8 protein-coding genes are annotated in these 17,911 nt (G+C 50.5%); 3 read left to right on the top strand and 5 right to left on the bottom strand.

Annotation, left to right across the window (positions count from 1 at the left end; genetic code table 11):
* The gene (gene glgC, locus ACP9M6_RS06065; RefSeq protein ID WP_427454449.1) at nt 1-1,302 is read right to left on the bottom strand and encodes a glucose-1-phosphate adenylyltransferase; all 1,302 of its coding nucleotides are present in this window, start codon (nt 1,300-1,302) and stop codon (nt 1-3) included.
* A 198-nt stretch (nt 1,303-1,500) separates the two neighbouring features.
* Here glgC and ACP9M6_RS06060 point away from each other — a divergent pair, with 198 nt between their 5' ends.
* From ACP9M6_RS06060 to ACP9M6_RS06050, 3 genes are all read left to right on the top strand, one after another.
* A complete protein-coding gene (locus ACP9M6_RS06060; RefSeq protein WP_427454447.1) occupies nt 1,501-3,945 on the top strand; it encodes a glycogen/starch/alpha-glucan phosphorylase in 2,445 nt (814 codons plus the stop codon).
* Between the two features lie 21 nt (nt 3,946-3,966).
* Nucleotides 3,967-6,156 carry a 1,4-alpha-glucan branching protein GlgB gene (glgB, locus tag ACP9M6_RS06055; RefSeq protein ID WP_427454445.1) on the top strand — a complete coding sequence of 730 codons (2,190 nt, stop codon included), beginning with the start codon at nt 3,967-3,969 and terminating at the stop codon, nt 6,154-6,156.
* 174 nt (nt 6,157-6,330) lie between these two features.
* Nucleotides 6,331-6,750 (top strand): hypothetical protein, encoded by a 420-nt coding sequence (locus ACP9M6_RS06050; RefSeq protein WP_427454443.1) that lies wholly within the window; start codon nt 6,331-6,333, stop codon nt 6,748-6,750.
* 991 nt (nt 6,751-7,741) lie between these two features.
* Here the strand turns inward: ACP9M6_RS06050 and ACP9M6_RS06045 are convergent.
* From ACP9M6_RS06045 to ACP9M6_RS06030, 4 genes are all read right to left on the bottom strand, one after another.
* Entirely contained in the window at nt 7,742-9,046 is a 1,305-nt protein-coding gene (locus ACP9M6_RS06045; protein WP_427454441.1) for a TolC family protein, read from the bottom strand.
* 25 nt (nt 9,047-9,071) lie between these two features.
* Nucleotides 9,072-10,382, bottom strand: coding sequence for an HlyD family type I secretion periplasmic adaptor subunit (locus tag ACP9M6_RS06040; protein WP_427454439.1), 1,311 nt, complete (start codon nt 10,380-10,382; stop codon nt 9,072-9,074).
* 2 nt (nt 10,383-10,384) lie between these two features.
* On the bottom strand, nt 10,385-12,106 hold the full coding sequence (locus ACP9M6_RS06035) for a type I secretion system permease/ATPase (RefSeq protein WP_427454437.1): 1,722 nt from the start codon (nt 12,104-12,106) through the stop codon (nt 10,385-10,387).
* Between the two features lie 240 nt (nt 12,107-12,346).
* Entirely contained in the window at nt 12,347-17,737 is a 5,391-nt protein-coding gene (locus ACP9M6_RS06030; protein WP_427454435.1) for a CHRD domain-containing protein, read from the bottom strand.
* Nucleotides 17,738-17,911: the final 174 nt, after the last annotated feature.

The raw sequence follows: 17,911 nt of genomic DNA, 5'->3' as shown, positions 1-17,911 counted from the left end.
CTAAAAATCCAAATTATCAATCATGGGCTGTGTAATTAAACAGACCCCACTTTTAGTGCGGTAGAAGCGTTTAGCGTCGAGTTCAGCATCATTCCCAACGGCTAAACCTTTAGGGATTTTAACCCCTTTGTCTATCACGACATTCGTCAATTGACAAACTTCAGCGATATCGACTTCCGGCAACACAATACAGCGTTTTAGCGTCGAATAAGAATGAATATAACACCGCGTAAACAATAAAGATTGATCTACGCGCGCTCCGGAAACAATACAGCCTCCAGAGATTACAGAATTGACGGCAGAGCCTCGCCTGCCAACCTTGTCGTGGATGAATTTCGCACCGGGTGCTAACTCACTATAGGTCCAGATTGGCCAACTACTGTCATAAAGATTGAGAGCTGGCTCAAAAGATGTCAGATCCAAATTCGCTTCCATATAGGCGTCCACGGTTCCGACATCACGCCAGTATGCTTCCTCCTCGCCGTCAGAACGTACACAGGACTTCGTAAAGCGATGTGCCTGAGCTTTCCCGTTTTTCACAATATAGGGAATGAGGTTTTTGCCGAAATCTCTATCTGAATCTGGATCGGCTGCATCCCGGCGGAGTTGTTCAAAAAGATAATTCCTATTAAAGACATAGATCCCCATAGATGCCAGACATTTATCTGGTTGTCCTGGCATGGTTGGAGGGTTCGCCGGCTTTTCAAGAAAATCAGTAATGCGGTAACTTTCATCTACATGCATAATACCGAATTCGCTGGCATTATCTGTCGGTATCTCGAGGCATCCAATGGTCACATCGGCTTTAGAGTTTACATGCTCTTCGAGCATGATTTCATAATCCATTTTGTAAATATGGTCTCCCGCGAGAACGACGATATATTCAAGGTTGGAATAGCTCTCAATGATATGGATATTTTGATATACTGCATCAGCCGTCCCTTCGTACCATCGGGTTTCTGACATGGTTTGAGATGCTGGCATAATGTCGAAACTCTCATTGCGTTCCGCACGGTAAAAATTCCAACCGCGTTGCAAATGTCGAATGAGGCTATGCTGCTTATATTGTGTCGCGACCCCGATGCGCTTAATCCCGGAATTCATCGCATTAGAGAGTGCAAAATCAATGATGCGAAACTTGCCGCCAAAGAAGACCGCAGGCTTGGCGCGAGTCTCTGTCAGATCTTTCAAGCGGCTCCCGCGCCCTCCGGCCAGAACAAAAGCCATCGACCTCTCAGCCAGTCGTCGATTATTGGTTCTATCACTTTGTCGCCGATTCAACGAGGCCGCCTTATTTTGCATCAATTTCCCCTCAATGGGTGTTTTTTCCTGTTTTTCTTACTCTAAGCATAGTTTTTATACGGTAGTAAGGGAAATTCATGCGGGAAAGACTAGACGCATCTCTTTTTGCCGACTACCTCCCGCCGCGATATAAGTAACTCATGGACAGCGCTGTCATCATGCGCATGATCCGATTTAAAAATATTCACGAGATACCCCATGAAACCTGTTCAGCATGAATTCGAAGATGCGAAGGATCTTTTGCATGAAAGTTTCGGCAACTCTGTCCTGCGTCACCTTATTTACTCTGTCGGAAAAGACACATCTCACGCCGTAGAACGCGATTGGTGTGTGGCTCTATCTATGGCCATCCGTGACCGTATGGTCGAAGGCTGGATTGATACGACCCGCCAGATTTACGAGAAAAAGCAAAAACGTGTTTATTACCTCTCTATGGAATTTATGATTGGCCGTATGCTCGAAGACAGCCTGACCAATTTAGGCCACTTGCAGGAAGCTCGAACCTTTATCGAAGCCCAAGGTTTAAATTTTCACGATGTCTTACACGCAGAACAAGATGCCGCTCTTGGCAATGGCGGGCTTGGACGGCTTGCGGCCTGTTTCATGGACAGCATGTCAACGACCGGCGTTGCAGGCATGGGCTATGGTATCAGATATCAGCACGGCATTTTTCGTCAAAATATGGAAAATGGTTGGCAGATGGAAGAACCTGAAGATTGGCTCGTTCAGGGCAATGCTTGGGAGTTCCGTCGTCCCGAAGTTGTTTATGACATTAATTACGGCGGCTTTGTTGAAACAAGTGACGATGGTAAAGCAGAATGGAAGCCTTCAGAGCGTGTTCAAGCCATTGCCTTTGATATGCCGATTGCAGGTTGGAAGGGCGCGCATGTGAACACACTTCGCCTTTGGTCTGCGCGTCAGGCGGATCTCATGAATTTGAAAAAATTTAATGAGGGCGATTTTATGGCCTCCGCTCACCAGCAAATTCTGGCTGAGACACTTTCGAAAGTTCTCTACCCCGGCGATCATACGCCAGAAGGCCGTGAGTTACGCCTGAAGCAAGAATACTTCTTCACAGCGGCTTCGCTGCAAGACCTCATTCGACGTTTTTTCACCAACTATGACAGTTTGGATAATCTCGGCGATCATGTTGCTGTACAATTGAATGACACACATCCTGCTATCGCTGTACCAGAGCTCATCCGGACTTTGATGGATGATTATGATTATAGCTTTGAGCGGGCGTTCGAGATTACACGCAAGACGCTGCATTATACGAACCATACGCTTCTACCCGAGGCCCTTGAAAAATGGCCGAAAGGATTGTTCGAGCACATTTTACCGCGCCACCTTCAGATTATCAATATGATTGACGGCGCTTTCTATCAGGAAGCCTTGAAGGTTGGGCTAGAGCACAACGTCATCGCCAACATACAAGTGATCCATCCGCATCAGCAGGATTGGGTGCGTATGGGGAATTTGGCCTTTATTGGGTCACGCAAAGTCAACGGCGTTTCAGCCCTTCATACTGAGCTGATGAAGCAAACCGTTTTCCATGATCTGCACACTATGTTCCCGGATAAAATCATTAACCAGACCAATGGTGTCACGCCGCGGCGCTGGGTACTGGAGTGTAATCCGGGCCTGTCTGATCTCGTGACGGAGAAAATCGGTGAAGATTGGATTGACGATCTCGAGCAACTAAAGAAACTCGAAGAATTTGCCGAAGATGCCAAGTTCCAAAAGCGTTATATGGACATCAAATCAGACAATAAGAAACGTCTGGCAGAATTCTTAGAAGCGCGCATAGGTATCACTGTAAATCCTGATGCGATGTTCGATATTCAGATTAAACGTATCCATGAATATAAGCGTCAGCTCATGAATATTCTGGAAGCGGTTGCGCTTTATAACGAGATGAAAGCTAACCCTTCCGCGCCGTGGCAACCGCGTGTGAAAATCTTCGCCGGTAAAGCTGCACCAAGTTATTTTCTCGCAAAAGTCATCATTAAACTCATCAGTGATGTGGCAGAAGTCGTCAATAATGACCCAGAAATCGGCGATAAGCTCAAAGTCATCTTCCTGCCAAACTACAATGTCTCAGCAGCTGAAGTACTCATCCCGGGGGCTGATCTCTCCGAGCAAATTTCAACCGCTGGTTTCGAAGCCTCCGGTACAGGCAATATGAAATTTGCGCTTAACGGCGCGCTAACCGTTGGCACACTCGACGGCGCCAATGTCGAGATGCAAGAGCATTTAGGCGAAGATAATATCTTTATCTTCGGTATGAAAGCCGACGCTGTGGCCGAACGTCAACATCGCCGTGCGCGGCCATCCGAAGTCATCAAAGATTCCCAGCGCCTCCAGCAAATCATCGGGCAGCTTGAGAGTGGTTTCTTCAGTGACGGAGATACAGGCCGTTATCGCGATATTTTGGATAATATTAAAAATCACGATTATTTCCAAGTCGTCCCGGATTTCGAAGATTATTGGGCCACGCAGCGCCATATTGATGAGGTCTATCAAAAGCCTTCGGAATGGGCCAAGATGGCGATCCTAAATACGGCTCGCATGGGTTGGTTCAGTTCTGATCGGACAATTCGTGGCTATGCCAAGGACATCTGGAAGACACCGACGATATAATATTATTAGGAAGGCGGGAGAATGAATAGTAGCGAAATTCACCGCCTTGTTTCCGGCACGCATGCCGACCCTTTTTCGAGATTAGGGCATCATAGCAACGGTAAACAAGATATATTACGAACCTATGCGCCTGAGGCGCATAAGATTGAGATATTTACGCCACGCGGAAATAAACCTGTTGCAGAAATGACCAAGATTCACGACGCGGGATTATTTGAAACGACACTGACGCCCATTAAGATCAAAACAGGTTACCGTTACGTCGCGCATTATGACGGCGGCTCCCATAGTTTTGAGGACCCTTATCGATTTGCACCAACTATCGGTGACTTGGACTTATACCTGCTTTCCGAAGGTCGTCATGTGCATGCCTATCGGATACTCGGCGCACATGTGACGGAGCAAGACGGCGTAAGCGGGACACGCTTTGCGCTTTGGGCACCCAATGCCGCCGGTGTCTGCGTGGCCGGCGATTTCAATCATTGGAGCGATGTAAAAAACCCGATGCGGTCTCGCGGCGGCAGCGGGATATGGGAGCTGTTCCTGCCGGACGTCGGTGATGGAGTAACCTATAAATATGCCATCCGCGATGCGTCCGGACATATGCAGCCCTTGAAGGCTGACCCGTTCGGATTTGGCGGTGAAATGCGGCCAAAGTCTGCATCGGTAGTGCGCGATCTTTCGACTTATAATTGGCGTGATAGTAAATGGCTGGAGTCGCGTTACGTGCGCCATCACCGCGCTGCGCCGATGTCGATTTATGAAGTTCATTTAGGGTCATGGCAGCGCACAGATGACGGCGGTTTCCTGTCCTATGCGGATCTGGCAGAGAAACTCATCCCTTATGTGAAGTCTTTGGGGTTCACACATATTGAGCTAATGCCAATTACCGAACATCCGTTTGACGGCTCTTGGGGTTATCAACCCATTGGGCTGTATGCACCAACAGCGCGTCATGGCACCGCTGATGACTTTAAAGCCTTTGTCGACGCCTGTCACGAAGCTGAAGTTGGTATCATTCTCGATTGGGTGCCGGGACATTTTCCGTCCGATGAACACGGGCTCGCACAATTCGACGGCTCTTATCTTTATGAGCACGCTGATCCGCGCAAAGGGTTTCACCCCGATTGGAATACACTGATATTTAATTTCGGCCGCCGCGAGGTCGTCAATTATCTCGTCGCCAATGCCCGTTTCTGGCTCGAAGAATATCACCTAGACGGTCTGCGCGTCGATGCGGTCGCGTCCATGCTCTATCTGGACTATTCTCGCGAAGACGGCGAGTGGATTCCGAACCCTGACGGCAGCAACCAAAATTGGGAAGCCGTCAAATTTCTGCAATCCATGAACGCGGATGCTTATTCGGCGATGGGCGGTATTTTCACCGTGGCCGAAGAAAGCACAGCGTGGCCCAGCGTCACATCACCAACCGATCAAGACGGCTTAGGCTTTGGATTTAAATGGAACATGGGCTGGATGAATGATACGCTCGAATATATGGGCGAAGACCCGATTAACAGGCAGTTCCATCATCACAATATGACCTTCGGAATCGACTATGCCTTTTCTGAAAATTACGTCCTGCCGCTCTCTCATGATGAGGTCGTTCACGGCAAAGGCTCGCTCTTGGACCGCATGCCCGGGGATCGCTGGCAAAAGCATGCCAATCTTCGTGCCTATTTCGGATTTATGTGGGGCCATCCCGGAAAGAAGCTTTTGTTCATGGGCTGCGAATTTGCGCAAAGCCAAGAGTGGAAAGCGGATTCCTCGTTGGACTGGCATTTGCTCCAATATCCCGAACATAAAAACATGCAAACGCTTATTGGCGATTTGAACAAGCTTTATCTGGCCACGCCCGCCCTATTCGAAAAAGATTGCGAACAGGATGGATTTCAGTGGATTGATGGCGGCGCTCAAGCGGATAATGTGTTGTCTTTTGTCCGGTGGGATAACGACCGACAAAACCCAGTGCTCGTCGTTTGTAATTTCTCAGCGGCCGTCCGCGCACCCTACCGCATTGGTGTACCCAAAGCTGGATTCTGGCAAGAGAAACTGAATACAGATAGCCAACTTTACGGCGGTGCGGGTCAAGGCAATCTTGGCGGATTAGCGTCAGACGACGTTGGCGCTCACGGGCAAACACAGTCACTGTCTTTGACGTTGCCAGCTTTATCGACCCTTATTTTTAGCTTTGCGACAGATAAGTCTTAAATCCACTGTCTCGAGCTGTGATTAAAATCAGTGCTTCCCACTTATATTTAGAACAATTCCATATCGCCCCAGACCGTTCGTTCTGCGAGGCCCAAGCGACATATGATACTTACGCTCAGTATATTAAGGACTGAAGGATTTTAAAAACGCAGAACAAAAACATAGGAGATGAAAATGGCCGGCAAAACAACCTATGAGATGAAACAGATAGAGGCCTACCGGCTTGCTGAGGCGGACGGCTTCCGGCAACATCCTGATGTTTATTGGCACCAAGTTGAAACAGCGCCGAGTACATCAAAGCCGAAACCTGCGAAGAAAAAGCCCAAAAAAAAATCACCTATCAAAAAAGATAATCTGACAGTCGTTGAAGGTATCGGGCCTAAGATCGCTGGATTGCTAAACGCCGACGGAATCGTCACCTTCGCGGATTTGGCGAAAGCTAAAGTCGGGAGATTGGAGAAAATTCTTAAAGACGCCGGCCCTCGTTTTTCATTCCACAAACCCAATAGCTGGCCAAAACAAGCCAAGCTTGCGCGAGACGGAAAAATGGACGCGCTTAAAAAGTTACAAGATGGACTTGATGGCGGGAAATAGTGAACTTTCTCATTCGATGATCATAAATCTATAGGCTTTCTTTTAGAGGGCTTAAAAATCAACTAAGTGTTCAAATTCGCTATACTCAAACCCTTTGTTCACCTGTCCACATTCCATTTGACAGAAACTTGGAAAACAGAAGATATCCGTGTGCAACAAAATCAAATGTGAACGTGCCACAAATTCGAATTTTGTAATCTTAAGCAATTGACTTACATGTGTTTTTCTACACAGCATCGTACTGTGTGGGGACACCATTACTTTACTCTTTAGCCACCCCTAAAAGTCTCTAAGCCTTGTAATTTCCTTTAATTATCCCCTTAAAACCGTAATTTTATGCTTTTTTCCGGCTTATGCGGATAGTTCGGGGTTCAGTGCCGCTCTTGGACACCAGCTTTTTTCCTCCGACAACCAGTTAGGGCACTGAAACCCCTATATTTTCGCCATAAGTTATCTCAGACTGTCTCAAATTCTGAAGTAACGGCCGCGAGCCGCGGCATGAGCTAGGGATGAAAGCCGCACGGCCAAGACCGCGAAGGTGGCTTGGCCCACGCCAGGCCGGCCCGAAGTGCCAGCGAAGGAGACGCCATCATTCTCGATTCTACAATTCCCATGGAATATATTACCGATATGGTCAAATAGGCTCACAAACACTATTTCAAGGTCTTCATGACTTATGTCTTTAGCACCGAAATCTTCGGCATAAAAAACACAGTAATAATTATTCTCACGTCATCCAGGAAAAGAGTTCGAAGTTTTCTCGGTAGTGACCGATTGATCGAAAGATCAGGAAAAATTAGAAATAAAGTAAACAGAAATCTTCACCGAATTATTTCTTTTGATCTACTGCGTTTGCTTTAACTTATGCGTATTAAAATGCTAAAAACCGAGACTAGATAGTTTCATGATACTCCAGTGTCAAAGTCCGACTAAACCTCACACTTGCGTTAATATTTATACCATAATTTTCATACTGATAGGGGGATCAGTTTTAAAGCCGCCCTGTCAGAGACCGTAGGACTAATTTCTGCTGTTCAAGATCAAACGTCGTTTGTATTCGCGCTAGCCCGGCTTCCTCAAATTCAATCCGGAGCTCGACCAAATCCCTGTATGTAATGGTACCTGCACCAGCTTCAATTTCAGCAGCTTCGAACTGCAGGCGTGTTTGATGCTCGACTTCAACACGCGTTTGCAATTGCTTTTCCAGAGAATTCAAGCGTTGCCAAGTAATGGAAACATCTTCGCGAAGCTGTTGCTCTCTATCAAAAACGCGGGCCCGCGCAGCTGTTTCTCGCGCCGTTGCACGTCTCTTTTGGGCGCGTAGAGCGTTACCAGAATAAAGCGGAACGGTTACATCAACACCTACCCGATCACGAAATTCGAATTGATCGAAGCCACCAATGGAAGAATAAGCCCCTGTGGCGACAACACTGATAATCGGAAGTCTGGCTCGAGCTTCACGCCTTGCTCTGGCGGCTTCGCCTTCCGCGCGATTTCTCAAAGCACCGAGAGCCGGGTTATTGTCCAGCGCTTGCGTGACAGCTTGTTGAGCCACAAGATAGGACGGTGCAGACGAAAAATCGGAACTATCAGATATCGCACATATCGGTGAAGAAGCCCGTGTGGTGAGTTCGATTTGAGTTTCGGCCCTGTCGCGCCGAAATTCGAGTTCAAGGACGAATCCTTCCGTTTCCGATAATTGTGAGGCGACTGATGCGCGTTCAGTGCGCGTCGCGCCACCCATTTCCAGTAACTTGTCTATAGAGTCCAGCTGCCGCGAAAAGTAATCACGCCGACGTTCTGTTAGTTTAATTTGAGCAATAGCTTCGTGATATTCCAGTAAAGCGAACCCGGCTTGAGTGGCCGCATCGAGAGCCGCTTGGCGAGTGTCATCCTGTGCCGCTGCGAAATCTGCACGGGCGGATCGACGCGCATATTTCGCATCACCGAAATCAATCAATCTCTGCGAGGCCCGAAAACCGATGGAATTAGAAACACCGCTATCGACCACACCAGTGCTGCCCACACCTGTTCGACCAACCGCATCAAGGCGGGGCCGGTAAAGTGAGCGGGCTTGATCAATATCTGCATCAGCCTCGTCTTCTCCGGCTCTGGCGATAAGAACAGAAGGATCGCGCCGACCCGCCAGTTCAAGAACGTCGTTCAGCCGGAGACATCCTTCAGGTGCAACACTCGTGGGCGCAGCCGTTGAAATAATCTCTGATGATTGTGCCTGAGCTGTCATCATAAAAGCAGGTGTCAGCAGAACCAATGAGGTCAGTGCGGCGTGTCGCATAGTTGTAGAATTAAGAGACATGACACTACCCCGTCCGCAATCCCTTGAAGAGGGACTCACCCAGAGGTTCGAAGAGGTAATCCAACAATGTCCGCGACCGGCCGGAATAGATAAAAACATCAACGGGCATACCGGGTATGATATCGACACCTTGAGTTCGGGCGATTTCCGATTTCGGCACACGCAGGCGGGCTTCGTAATACGGCGCACCTGTGACCGGATCTGTTTTCAAGTCGGCTGAAACATCTATGATTTCACCTGTCAAACGCGGGGCCTGCCATCCTTTGTAAGATGAGAATTGTGTCCGGACGCTTTGACCCTCTGAAATCGCGGACCGATCTGTTGCGCTTATCTGGACGCTAGCAGTCACCTCACTAATTTCTGGTACAATTTCCATCAATGTCTCTCCGGAGCCTACAACACCACCAATCGTCGAAAAGCTCATATTTAGGACCTCGCCCGAAACCGGTGCAATGATTACTGAACGGTCCAGCACATCCTGAGCTTGATTCAGGCGATCCTGCGCTGCCAAGAGTTCGGCACTGGTGTCCAGAAGCGCCGTCGCGGTATCACGCGCGGTCGAGGCCCGGGTTTGAGCGATCTGTGCCACTAAGTCCGCCTCAGACGCCCGTGCGTCATCGCGTTGACTTGTCAGGGCGGCAATGTCGCCTTCTAACGTCGCAACAAGCCGCTCAGCTGATGTGACTTGGTCCCGACGAGCAAGTTGTTGTTCGAATATATTCGAAATAACATCCAATTCAGCGCGGGCAGACTCCAAGGCTTTTTGCGCAATCAGGATTTGCCCATCTCGAGAGCTTTGCAATTGACGCGTTGATTGAATGCGTGATTCCAGAACGGCAATATCGGCTAACAGAGAATAACGCTGTTGCTGGAAAAGCTCTGTTTCTCGGCGGATGATATCTTCACGTTCCGCTTCGCCAAGGTCTAATGTATCCAGAACAGAGAAATCGGGCGTGTTATGATTATCCTGCAAAGCTCGAAGGCGGGCAACAGATGCCGCCTGCGCACCATATTCCTGAATAATCTGATCACGTGATGACAAGGACGCAGTTCGTTTCAAGACAACCAAAACATCGCCTGCCTGAACTGTTTCACCCTCTCTCACGCGGAGTTCAGAGACGATACCGCCCTCAAGATGTTGGACCATCTGGCGATTATCTTCGACGACAATTTGTCCAGACGCGGCGACACCTTCTTCGAGCGGTGCCAGAGCGCCCCATGTGCAGAAGCCTCCAAAACCGATGGCACAGAGAAGCGCCATATTACGGACCGTCTTGTCACGCATAGGATTGATGAATGTTTTTGATTGAGTCATGATTAAGCTCCTACCGCTTTAAGGGTGGGTCGTGGCTGTGATGCAGCGATGTAAGCCTGTGTCTGGGCCTGTCCGACTGATCCATTTTCGACGATGAGAAGTTGAGATGTAGCCCGAATGAGTTTCAAGTCATGCGTGGCGACAACAACGAGTGTTCCTGCCTTTGCAACAGCATGGAGGCGATTAATGATCTGATGAGCGGAAGCTGGATCGAGATTAGCTGTCGGCTCGTCGAGGAGTAAGAGGACCGGCTTACCAAATAACGCACGGGCCATGCCGATCATCTGACGTTGGCCTGCGGAAAGTGACCCGACCCCTGGAACACCAACCTGTGTCTCATATCCCTGTGGTAGAGCCAGAATCATCTCGTGCGCTCCAGCAACTTTAGCCGCCGCGATAATATTATTCGGCTCCACGTCTTTCATACGCGAGATGTTTTCCGCAACTGTCCCCGGGAGGAGTTCAACATCCTGCGGCAGGTAGCCGACATATTGCCCGCGATCCGCCGGGGCCCAATCGTGCAGTTCACGTCCGCCCAGTTTAACTGCGCCGCCATGCGGTGACCACGCGCCTGAAATCGTCTGAAGAAGTGAGGATTTTCCAGCTCCATTCGGCCCAATAATGCCGATCATTTGAGGAGCATCTACTTCGAACATAAACGGGCGCAAGATAGGAGCATCCGTGTCGGGAATACCAACGCTGAGGCGATCCAGCTTCAAGGCAGCGTCAGGACGGGGTAGCGGCGTGTACTCGGCAGATGTTTGCTCTTGAGAGATTGCAGGTAATATCTGGTTCCAAGCAGATTGAGCAGCGGCGACGCCACGCCAGCTCCCAACAATTTGATCAATCGGACCAAGTGCGCGGGATAAAATGATGGACCCCGCGACAATGGCACCCGGTGAAACCTGTTGTGCAATAGCCAGCGCTCCACCTGCACCCAGAATTAGGATTTGAAGCGTCTGACGGCCCGAGCGTGTAATAGAGGAAAACTTACCCTCATGGGATGTCGCCCTGAGCGCGTGTTCGCGGGCTTCAGATTTTGTTGCCCGCCATTTTGTCAGCGCCGGACCGGACAAGCCCATAGAAACGATAGCCGAGCGTTGACGGGCCAGTCCGTTAACGAGAGAAAAGGCCTTCGCGCTTGTTTGGCTCGCCGCATCATTAGTCGCCCGATTTGTCATTTCCGCTATGACGGCAATCGTAAACAGGATGGCGCCACCCGCTAGACCAAGAAACCCGATCAATGGGTGAATGATAAACATGACCGCAAGGAAAAGCGGCGCGAAAGGCAGGTCGAAAAAGGGCAGAATGGTTTGATTGGCAAAAAACCCACGAATGCGTGAGAGAACGCGTAGGTCATTCGGCAAACGCCCGCCTGCATCATGACGGCGTTCGAAATTCGCGAATATGCGCTCGGAGAGCTCTTCTTCCAAACGCTCGGCAGCTAGAGCACAAATCCGGCGACGCCCAATTTCTGCAGCGGCATAGATACCCATCAAGAAGACCGCAATTACGGTCATCCAGATTAGCGTATCGTGCGAGCCTGATGTTAGAATACGGTCATAGACCTGTAGCATGTAAAGCGGGGAGACCAGCAGCAATAAATTGCTGACGAGACTGAACCCCATAATGGGCCAGACAGTACCAGGTAATTCTCGGGACATGGATATGAACCACCCAATCAAGCCGGATTTATTCACCGTTGAAGTTTGCAATTTCGCCATGACGGTCTCTCTCTTTGTCAATTCGATGCGCGCACTGGACCACTTTAACCAAAGCGGCTCATCTTTCCGTCGCACCAGCCAAAGGAAAGGTTCAAAACAGAACTGAAATTTTCAGATATTCATACAAAAAAGACCGGCTCCGGGGGCGCATTCCGGAGCCGGCCTGAACGAACCCACCAAGAGAGAGACCGGCAGGTCCGCTCCCCCTTGTTCGGGGAAGCTTTTTATTACTTTCGCAAATTACGCGATTTCGAAGAGTTCCTGGGCAATAAACGCCTCAAATTCATCTTCTAATGCGATAGCGAAACTATCCGCTGCGAATGTTGAGTTACCTTCAAGGCTTTGGGCTGAAGCAGGTTGCGTAACATTCATAAGGGATGCGTCATCAACGGAGAGAGACTGTACAACAGCGGCGTCCAACTGACTGGACTCTGCCATCGGGCCTGATGGTGCCGATGTAATCGGTGCACCATCCTGACCAATGACTTGCTCAATGCTGACCAAAGTATCGACCTGAATGTCCTCGACAAAGACGTCTCCGTCTCCTGTATCGGCCATCGGGTCCATTGTATCGCCATTCACGTCACCGCCGGCATCGACGATGAAGTCCTGAACGACCCCACCATTTTCGCCGCGCGGCGCATTGTGCAGATGGATCGAGGAGAACGGTCCGACCGGGGTCAGCTCGCTTGTCGAGATACCCGCAACGTCCAGCGTACCCGAGTAAGTGGCGTTACCTTCCGCATCAATCACGATAGTGACTGTAGCTTCACCTGTCGCTTCGGAGTCAGAGGCACCATTTGGTTCCTGCGCGCCGTCAAGTGACGCTTCGAGAACCAGAGTCCGGACGCCGTCCACTGTTTCATCGCTGACCACTGTATCAAGTTGTCCGCGGATTTCGCCGCCGCCAAACTCTTGCGTGTGGATGTTAAAGTAGAGGTTCCCAGCATCTGCCGCTGCGATAAAGGCAGCATCATTTGCGACTTCAGCTTCGGTAACTTCGACAGAGAAGCCGAGTTCACGCGTGGCTGTACCGTTTCCGTCTGCGTCGAGTTCGACAATAACAGGAACGCTTGACGTTGTGTAATCCACTGTGTCGAAGCCTTCGCCACCATCATAGATGTCTTCGCCGCCGGTCCAGATGATCGTATCGTCACCCTCTCCTGCTTCGATGACGTTCTCGCCGCCATTACCGCGGATGACATCGTCTTGGGCTGTACCAATAACATTCTCAATTGACGTGAGTGTCTCATTGACCATGCCATAGCTGGCTGTTCCCGCACCGAGGTCCACAGTGACGCCCACACCGATATTGGAGTGGTCAGCTGTGTCGATACCTTCACCACCATCCAACGTGTCTTGGCCACCGCCACCGCGCAGGACGTCATTGCCGTCACCACCGATAAGCGTGTCATTACCAGCACCCCCATCAAGCAGGTCGTCGCCGAATCCACCTTCGATCGTATCATTCCCATTTCCACCAAAGAGTTCATCATCTCCGCCGAAGATGGCACGGTCCACGAGAATGCGCAGGACGAGTTGCTGTCCGCCATTCAGAGTGAAGTCGCCAACAGCCGGATCAATCACAGTTCCTGCAGCTGTTGTGCCGCCAAGAATATTTATCGGGCCGCCATCAAGATTGCCTTCGGAGCCGTTAAAGCCTGGGTGAACCGTTACAACACCGTTTTCAGTGATGCCCGTATTTGGACCCATCTGGTTTAGGAAGGCTGCATCCAGTTCCGTGTTCACCTCAGTTCCGGCATCCAGCACATCCGATCCGAAGCGCAGAATTTCAACTGGGCCGAGAAAAGAACCATCTGATGAGAAGATCGGATCCGTCAATGGGTTACCCGGAGACGCCAGGAAAGCATCATTGGATGGAATGACCATAGTGGCCCAGACAAAGTTACCGACACCAACATCGTCAGGATTGACATTGATTGTAAAGGTCGCTGTCTCGCCTGGATCGATGGGTCCGGGTGCGCCCTGTCCCAGTCCGAAGACTGTCGCATCGACACCATTGCGTCCGGCCAGTTGGCTGAACTCTGTCGCAAGTGCATTGACGTTTCCGTCTTCTGCTAAACGCTCCAGACCGGTACTGACGGCGCCGCCACGGTCATAGAGGTCGAAATCGGAATTGGCAGCATCTTGGAAGCCGAACCAAACAGGCGTGAGGAAGGTTCCGCCTTCTCCGAGTGTGTTCTCGACAGAGATAGTGATTGTCTCACCGTCGCCGATTGCATCACCGCGGATGAAGTCGTCACCGTCGCCACCCCGGATAACATCGGAGCCATCACCACCTGCGAGCAGGTTGTCATTGGCATCACCCGTGATGACATCATCCTGAGCCGTACCAATCACGTTTTCAACGTTAACGATCGTTTCAGCTTCGACCATGCCGTAGGACGCGTTACCTGTTTCAAGGTTTATGTCGATACCGAGGCCGATATTACCGAAATCGGCTGTATCAACACCGTCGCCACCATCAAGTGAGTCTTGGCCACCGCCACCAATCAAGGTGTCGTCACCGGTTCCACCGATCAGCGTGTCGTTGCCGGCACCACCTGAAAGCGTGTCATTTCCGGCACCACCGTCAAGCACGTTATCGCCTTCATCACCTGTCAAACGGTCATCACCCGTAAAGCCGGTGAGATTTTCGAAGTTTGTGGATGTCTCTTCAATCGTCGTGCCGTTCGGCGCAACATAGATAGCAGAGTCTGTCGAGAGGTTTGCGTCCACGTTACGTCCGATGCCTTCGAATGTCAGCGTGTCATTGCCTTCGCCGCCATCGAGAACATCAAAGCCCCCGCCGCCACCAACAATATCATCGCCAGAGCCACCAAAGAGTGTGTCATTACCGGCGCCGCCCAAGAGAACATCATCACCCGCACCGCCATCGACAGATTGCGATCCAGCCGCTGGGGCCAGTTGGTCATCATTCTCGGACAGAATCACGTTCTCAATTGAGATGAGAGTGTCAACGCTTTCAACTTCGGCAAAGACGTCACCGTCTTCCGTGTTACCGTTCACGTCACCGCCTGCATCCTGAACGATATCCTGTAAAACAGGTCCGTTCTGCCCCGCAGGGGCATTGTGAAGATGGATCGCGGAGAACGGTCCGACCGGTATCAGTTCAGAGACACCAATACCATCAACATCCAAAGTGGAGCTGTAGGTTGCGTTACCTTCAGCATCGACGGTGATCCTGACTTGACCAACACCTGTTGCGATGGAGTCAGACGCATTATTTGGCTCTTGCGCGCCATCAAGAGCGGCATCCAAAACAATCGTACGAACACCATCAACTGTCTCATCTGAGCTCACCGATAACTGTCCGCGAATTTCGCCCCCGGGGAAGTCGTTCGTATGAATGTTGAAGTAGAGATTTCCAGCTTCGGCCGCTGCAACGAATGCTGCATCATCTGCAACTTCAGCGTCCACAACTTGTACACCAAATCCGAGTTCGCGTGTTGCAGTTCCGTTTCCGTTTTCGTCAAGCTCGACGATAACCGGAGCAGAAGACGTCGTATAATCAACTGTGTCGTTACCTTCACCACCGTCCAGAATGTCGTCGCCGCCAGTCCAGATGATTGTGTCGTCGCCGGCACCTGCTTCGATGAGGTTTTCACCACCATTTCCGCGAATAGTGTCGTTATTTTCGGAACCGACAGCATTCTCGAAGTTCGAAATTGTGTCTGTTTCAATAACTTCAGCAAAGACGTTTCCGTCACCTGTATCAGCGTCGTCGGATTGCGCGACACCGTTAATATCTCCGCCTGCATCTTGAACAATATCAACAACAACAGGGCCATTTGTGCCAGCCGGAGCGTTATGCAAATGGATAGCTGAGAAGCCGGCCACAGGCAGTAATTCCGATGTGGAAATACCCGTCACGTCAAGATCCGTCGAATATGTCGCATTCCCTTCAGCATCGAAGACAAATGTCACAGTGGCGGAACCTGTCGCATCTGAGTCAGAAGAGTCATTAGGCTCCTGTGACGCGTCAAGAGAGGCTGACAGTACGAGTGTACGAACACCGTCCACGGTTTCATCAGACACGATTGTGTCAAGCTGACCACGGATTTCACCGCCACCAAATTCAGTTGTATGAATGTTGAAGTAGAGGTTTCCAGCTTCAGCTTCCGTTTGCAAGTCACCGGAGAGCATCGGGTTCAGCATACCATCAATTTCGACAGCTGCCTCTTCGAAAGCAATTCCGAATCCAACTTCTCGTACCGCAGTACCATTGCCTAAATCAATATTCACACCGACAGATGATGTTTCGTAATCAAGTGTATCGATACCTTCGCCACCGTCGAGTGTGTCTTCGCCGCCGGACCAGATGATCCGATCATCGCCAGCCGCACCCTCGATGACATTAACATTTCCGTCGCCACGTAGGCTGTCATTATTATCAGACCCAAGAAGGTTTTCGAAATTCGTGAAAGTCTCATTGACCATACCGTAATTGGCTGTTCCGTCACCGAGATTGGCTGTGACACCGACACCGATACCTTGGAAAGAGTTCGTGTCGTTACCTTCACCGCCATCCAGAGTATCTTGGCCCCCGCCACCAGCGATAAGATCGTTACCGGCACCGCCTTCAATTACGTTGGCCGCTGCACCTGTTGCGGTCAAAACGTCGTCGTTATCTGACCCGCGTAGATTTTCGATGCCTGTGAAGGTCTCATCGACCATGCCGTAGCTGGCTGTACCCGTTCCGTCCGCATTTACAGTGGCTGTGACACCAACACCAATACCTTCGAACGAGTTCGTATCGATACCTTCGCCGCCATCGATAATATCGACGCCGCCGCGACCCGCCAAAATATCGTCACCTGCGCCGCCTTCAAGGATGTTGGCAGAGCCATCACCTGTCAAAACGTCGTCATTGCTGGATCCACGTAAGTTTTCAATATTTGTGAAAGTCTCACTGACACCACCATAAGACGCTGTACCATCGGCAATGCTAGCTGTGACACCCTGTCCGATATCTGCAAAAGAGTTTGTATCGTTGCCGGTTCCACCATCAATAGCATCCGTTCCCGGGCCACCGGCCAGAACATCATCGCCAGACCCACCACGCAATGTGTCATTTCCAGCCGCGCCGGAAAGCGTATCATTACCAGCCAGACCATTGATTTCATCACCGCCACCTAGGCCGTTAATCGTGTCATCACCATCGGTCCCGGTCAGGAGGTCAGGTCCTTCTGTCGGCGCATTGGCGACGGGTAGAACAACATCAGTGTCATCATCATTGCCGCCACCGGATACCGCCAGTGCGATCCCGCCAACAACGGCTGCACCTGCAAGCAGTAAAAGCGCGCCATCGCCATCCGTTAAGTTTGCAACCGCCTCTGGCGTCAGAATAAAGCGTCCGGCATTTTCCACAAAACTATCCTCACCGAGAATAGTGACGCTTCCGTCTTTCAATGTGATTTCCAAACGTCCATCATCAAGACGGCGCACGGAGTCCACCGTATTTAGTTGTTCAACATCCACCATTTGCGATGTTGTGTCAGCGGCCTGAGCCTCTGACGTCAGTGCAACAGCGCCAGCGGCGGCTGCCAGTGCGGCTTTTGTGGCAGTTTTGCCAGCCTTATTCTTACCTGTGTTTATCTTGGTCGTCATGGGAGTCTCTCCAAAAGGGTACAATATTTTGTAGTGGTCAACTCATTGGGGGAGTTGGGAGGGAAGCGAGCCGACCACTACGCCTCTATGTCGCGCCAGCCAGAAATAAGGTTCAAAAAGTATGAAAATTAAATCATAAAATAAAAAACCCGGCACGATGGCCGGGTAATTTTA

Source organism: Litorimonas sp. WD9-15, assembly GCF_050271975.1.
Taxonomy (GTDB): domain Bacteria; phylum Pseudomonadota; class Alphaproteobacteria; order Caulobacterales; family Maricaulaceae; genus Litorimonas.
This window is presented reverse-complemented; position numbering and strand designations above follow the sequence as displayed.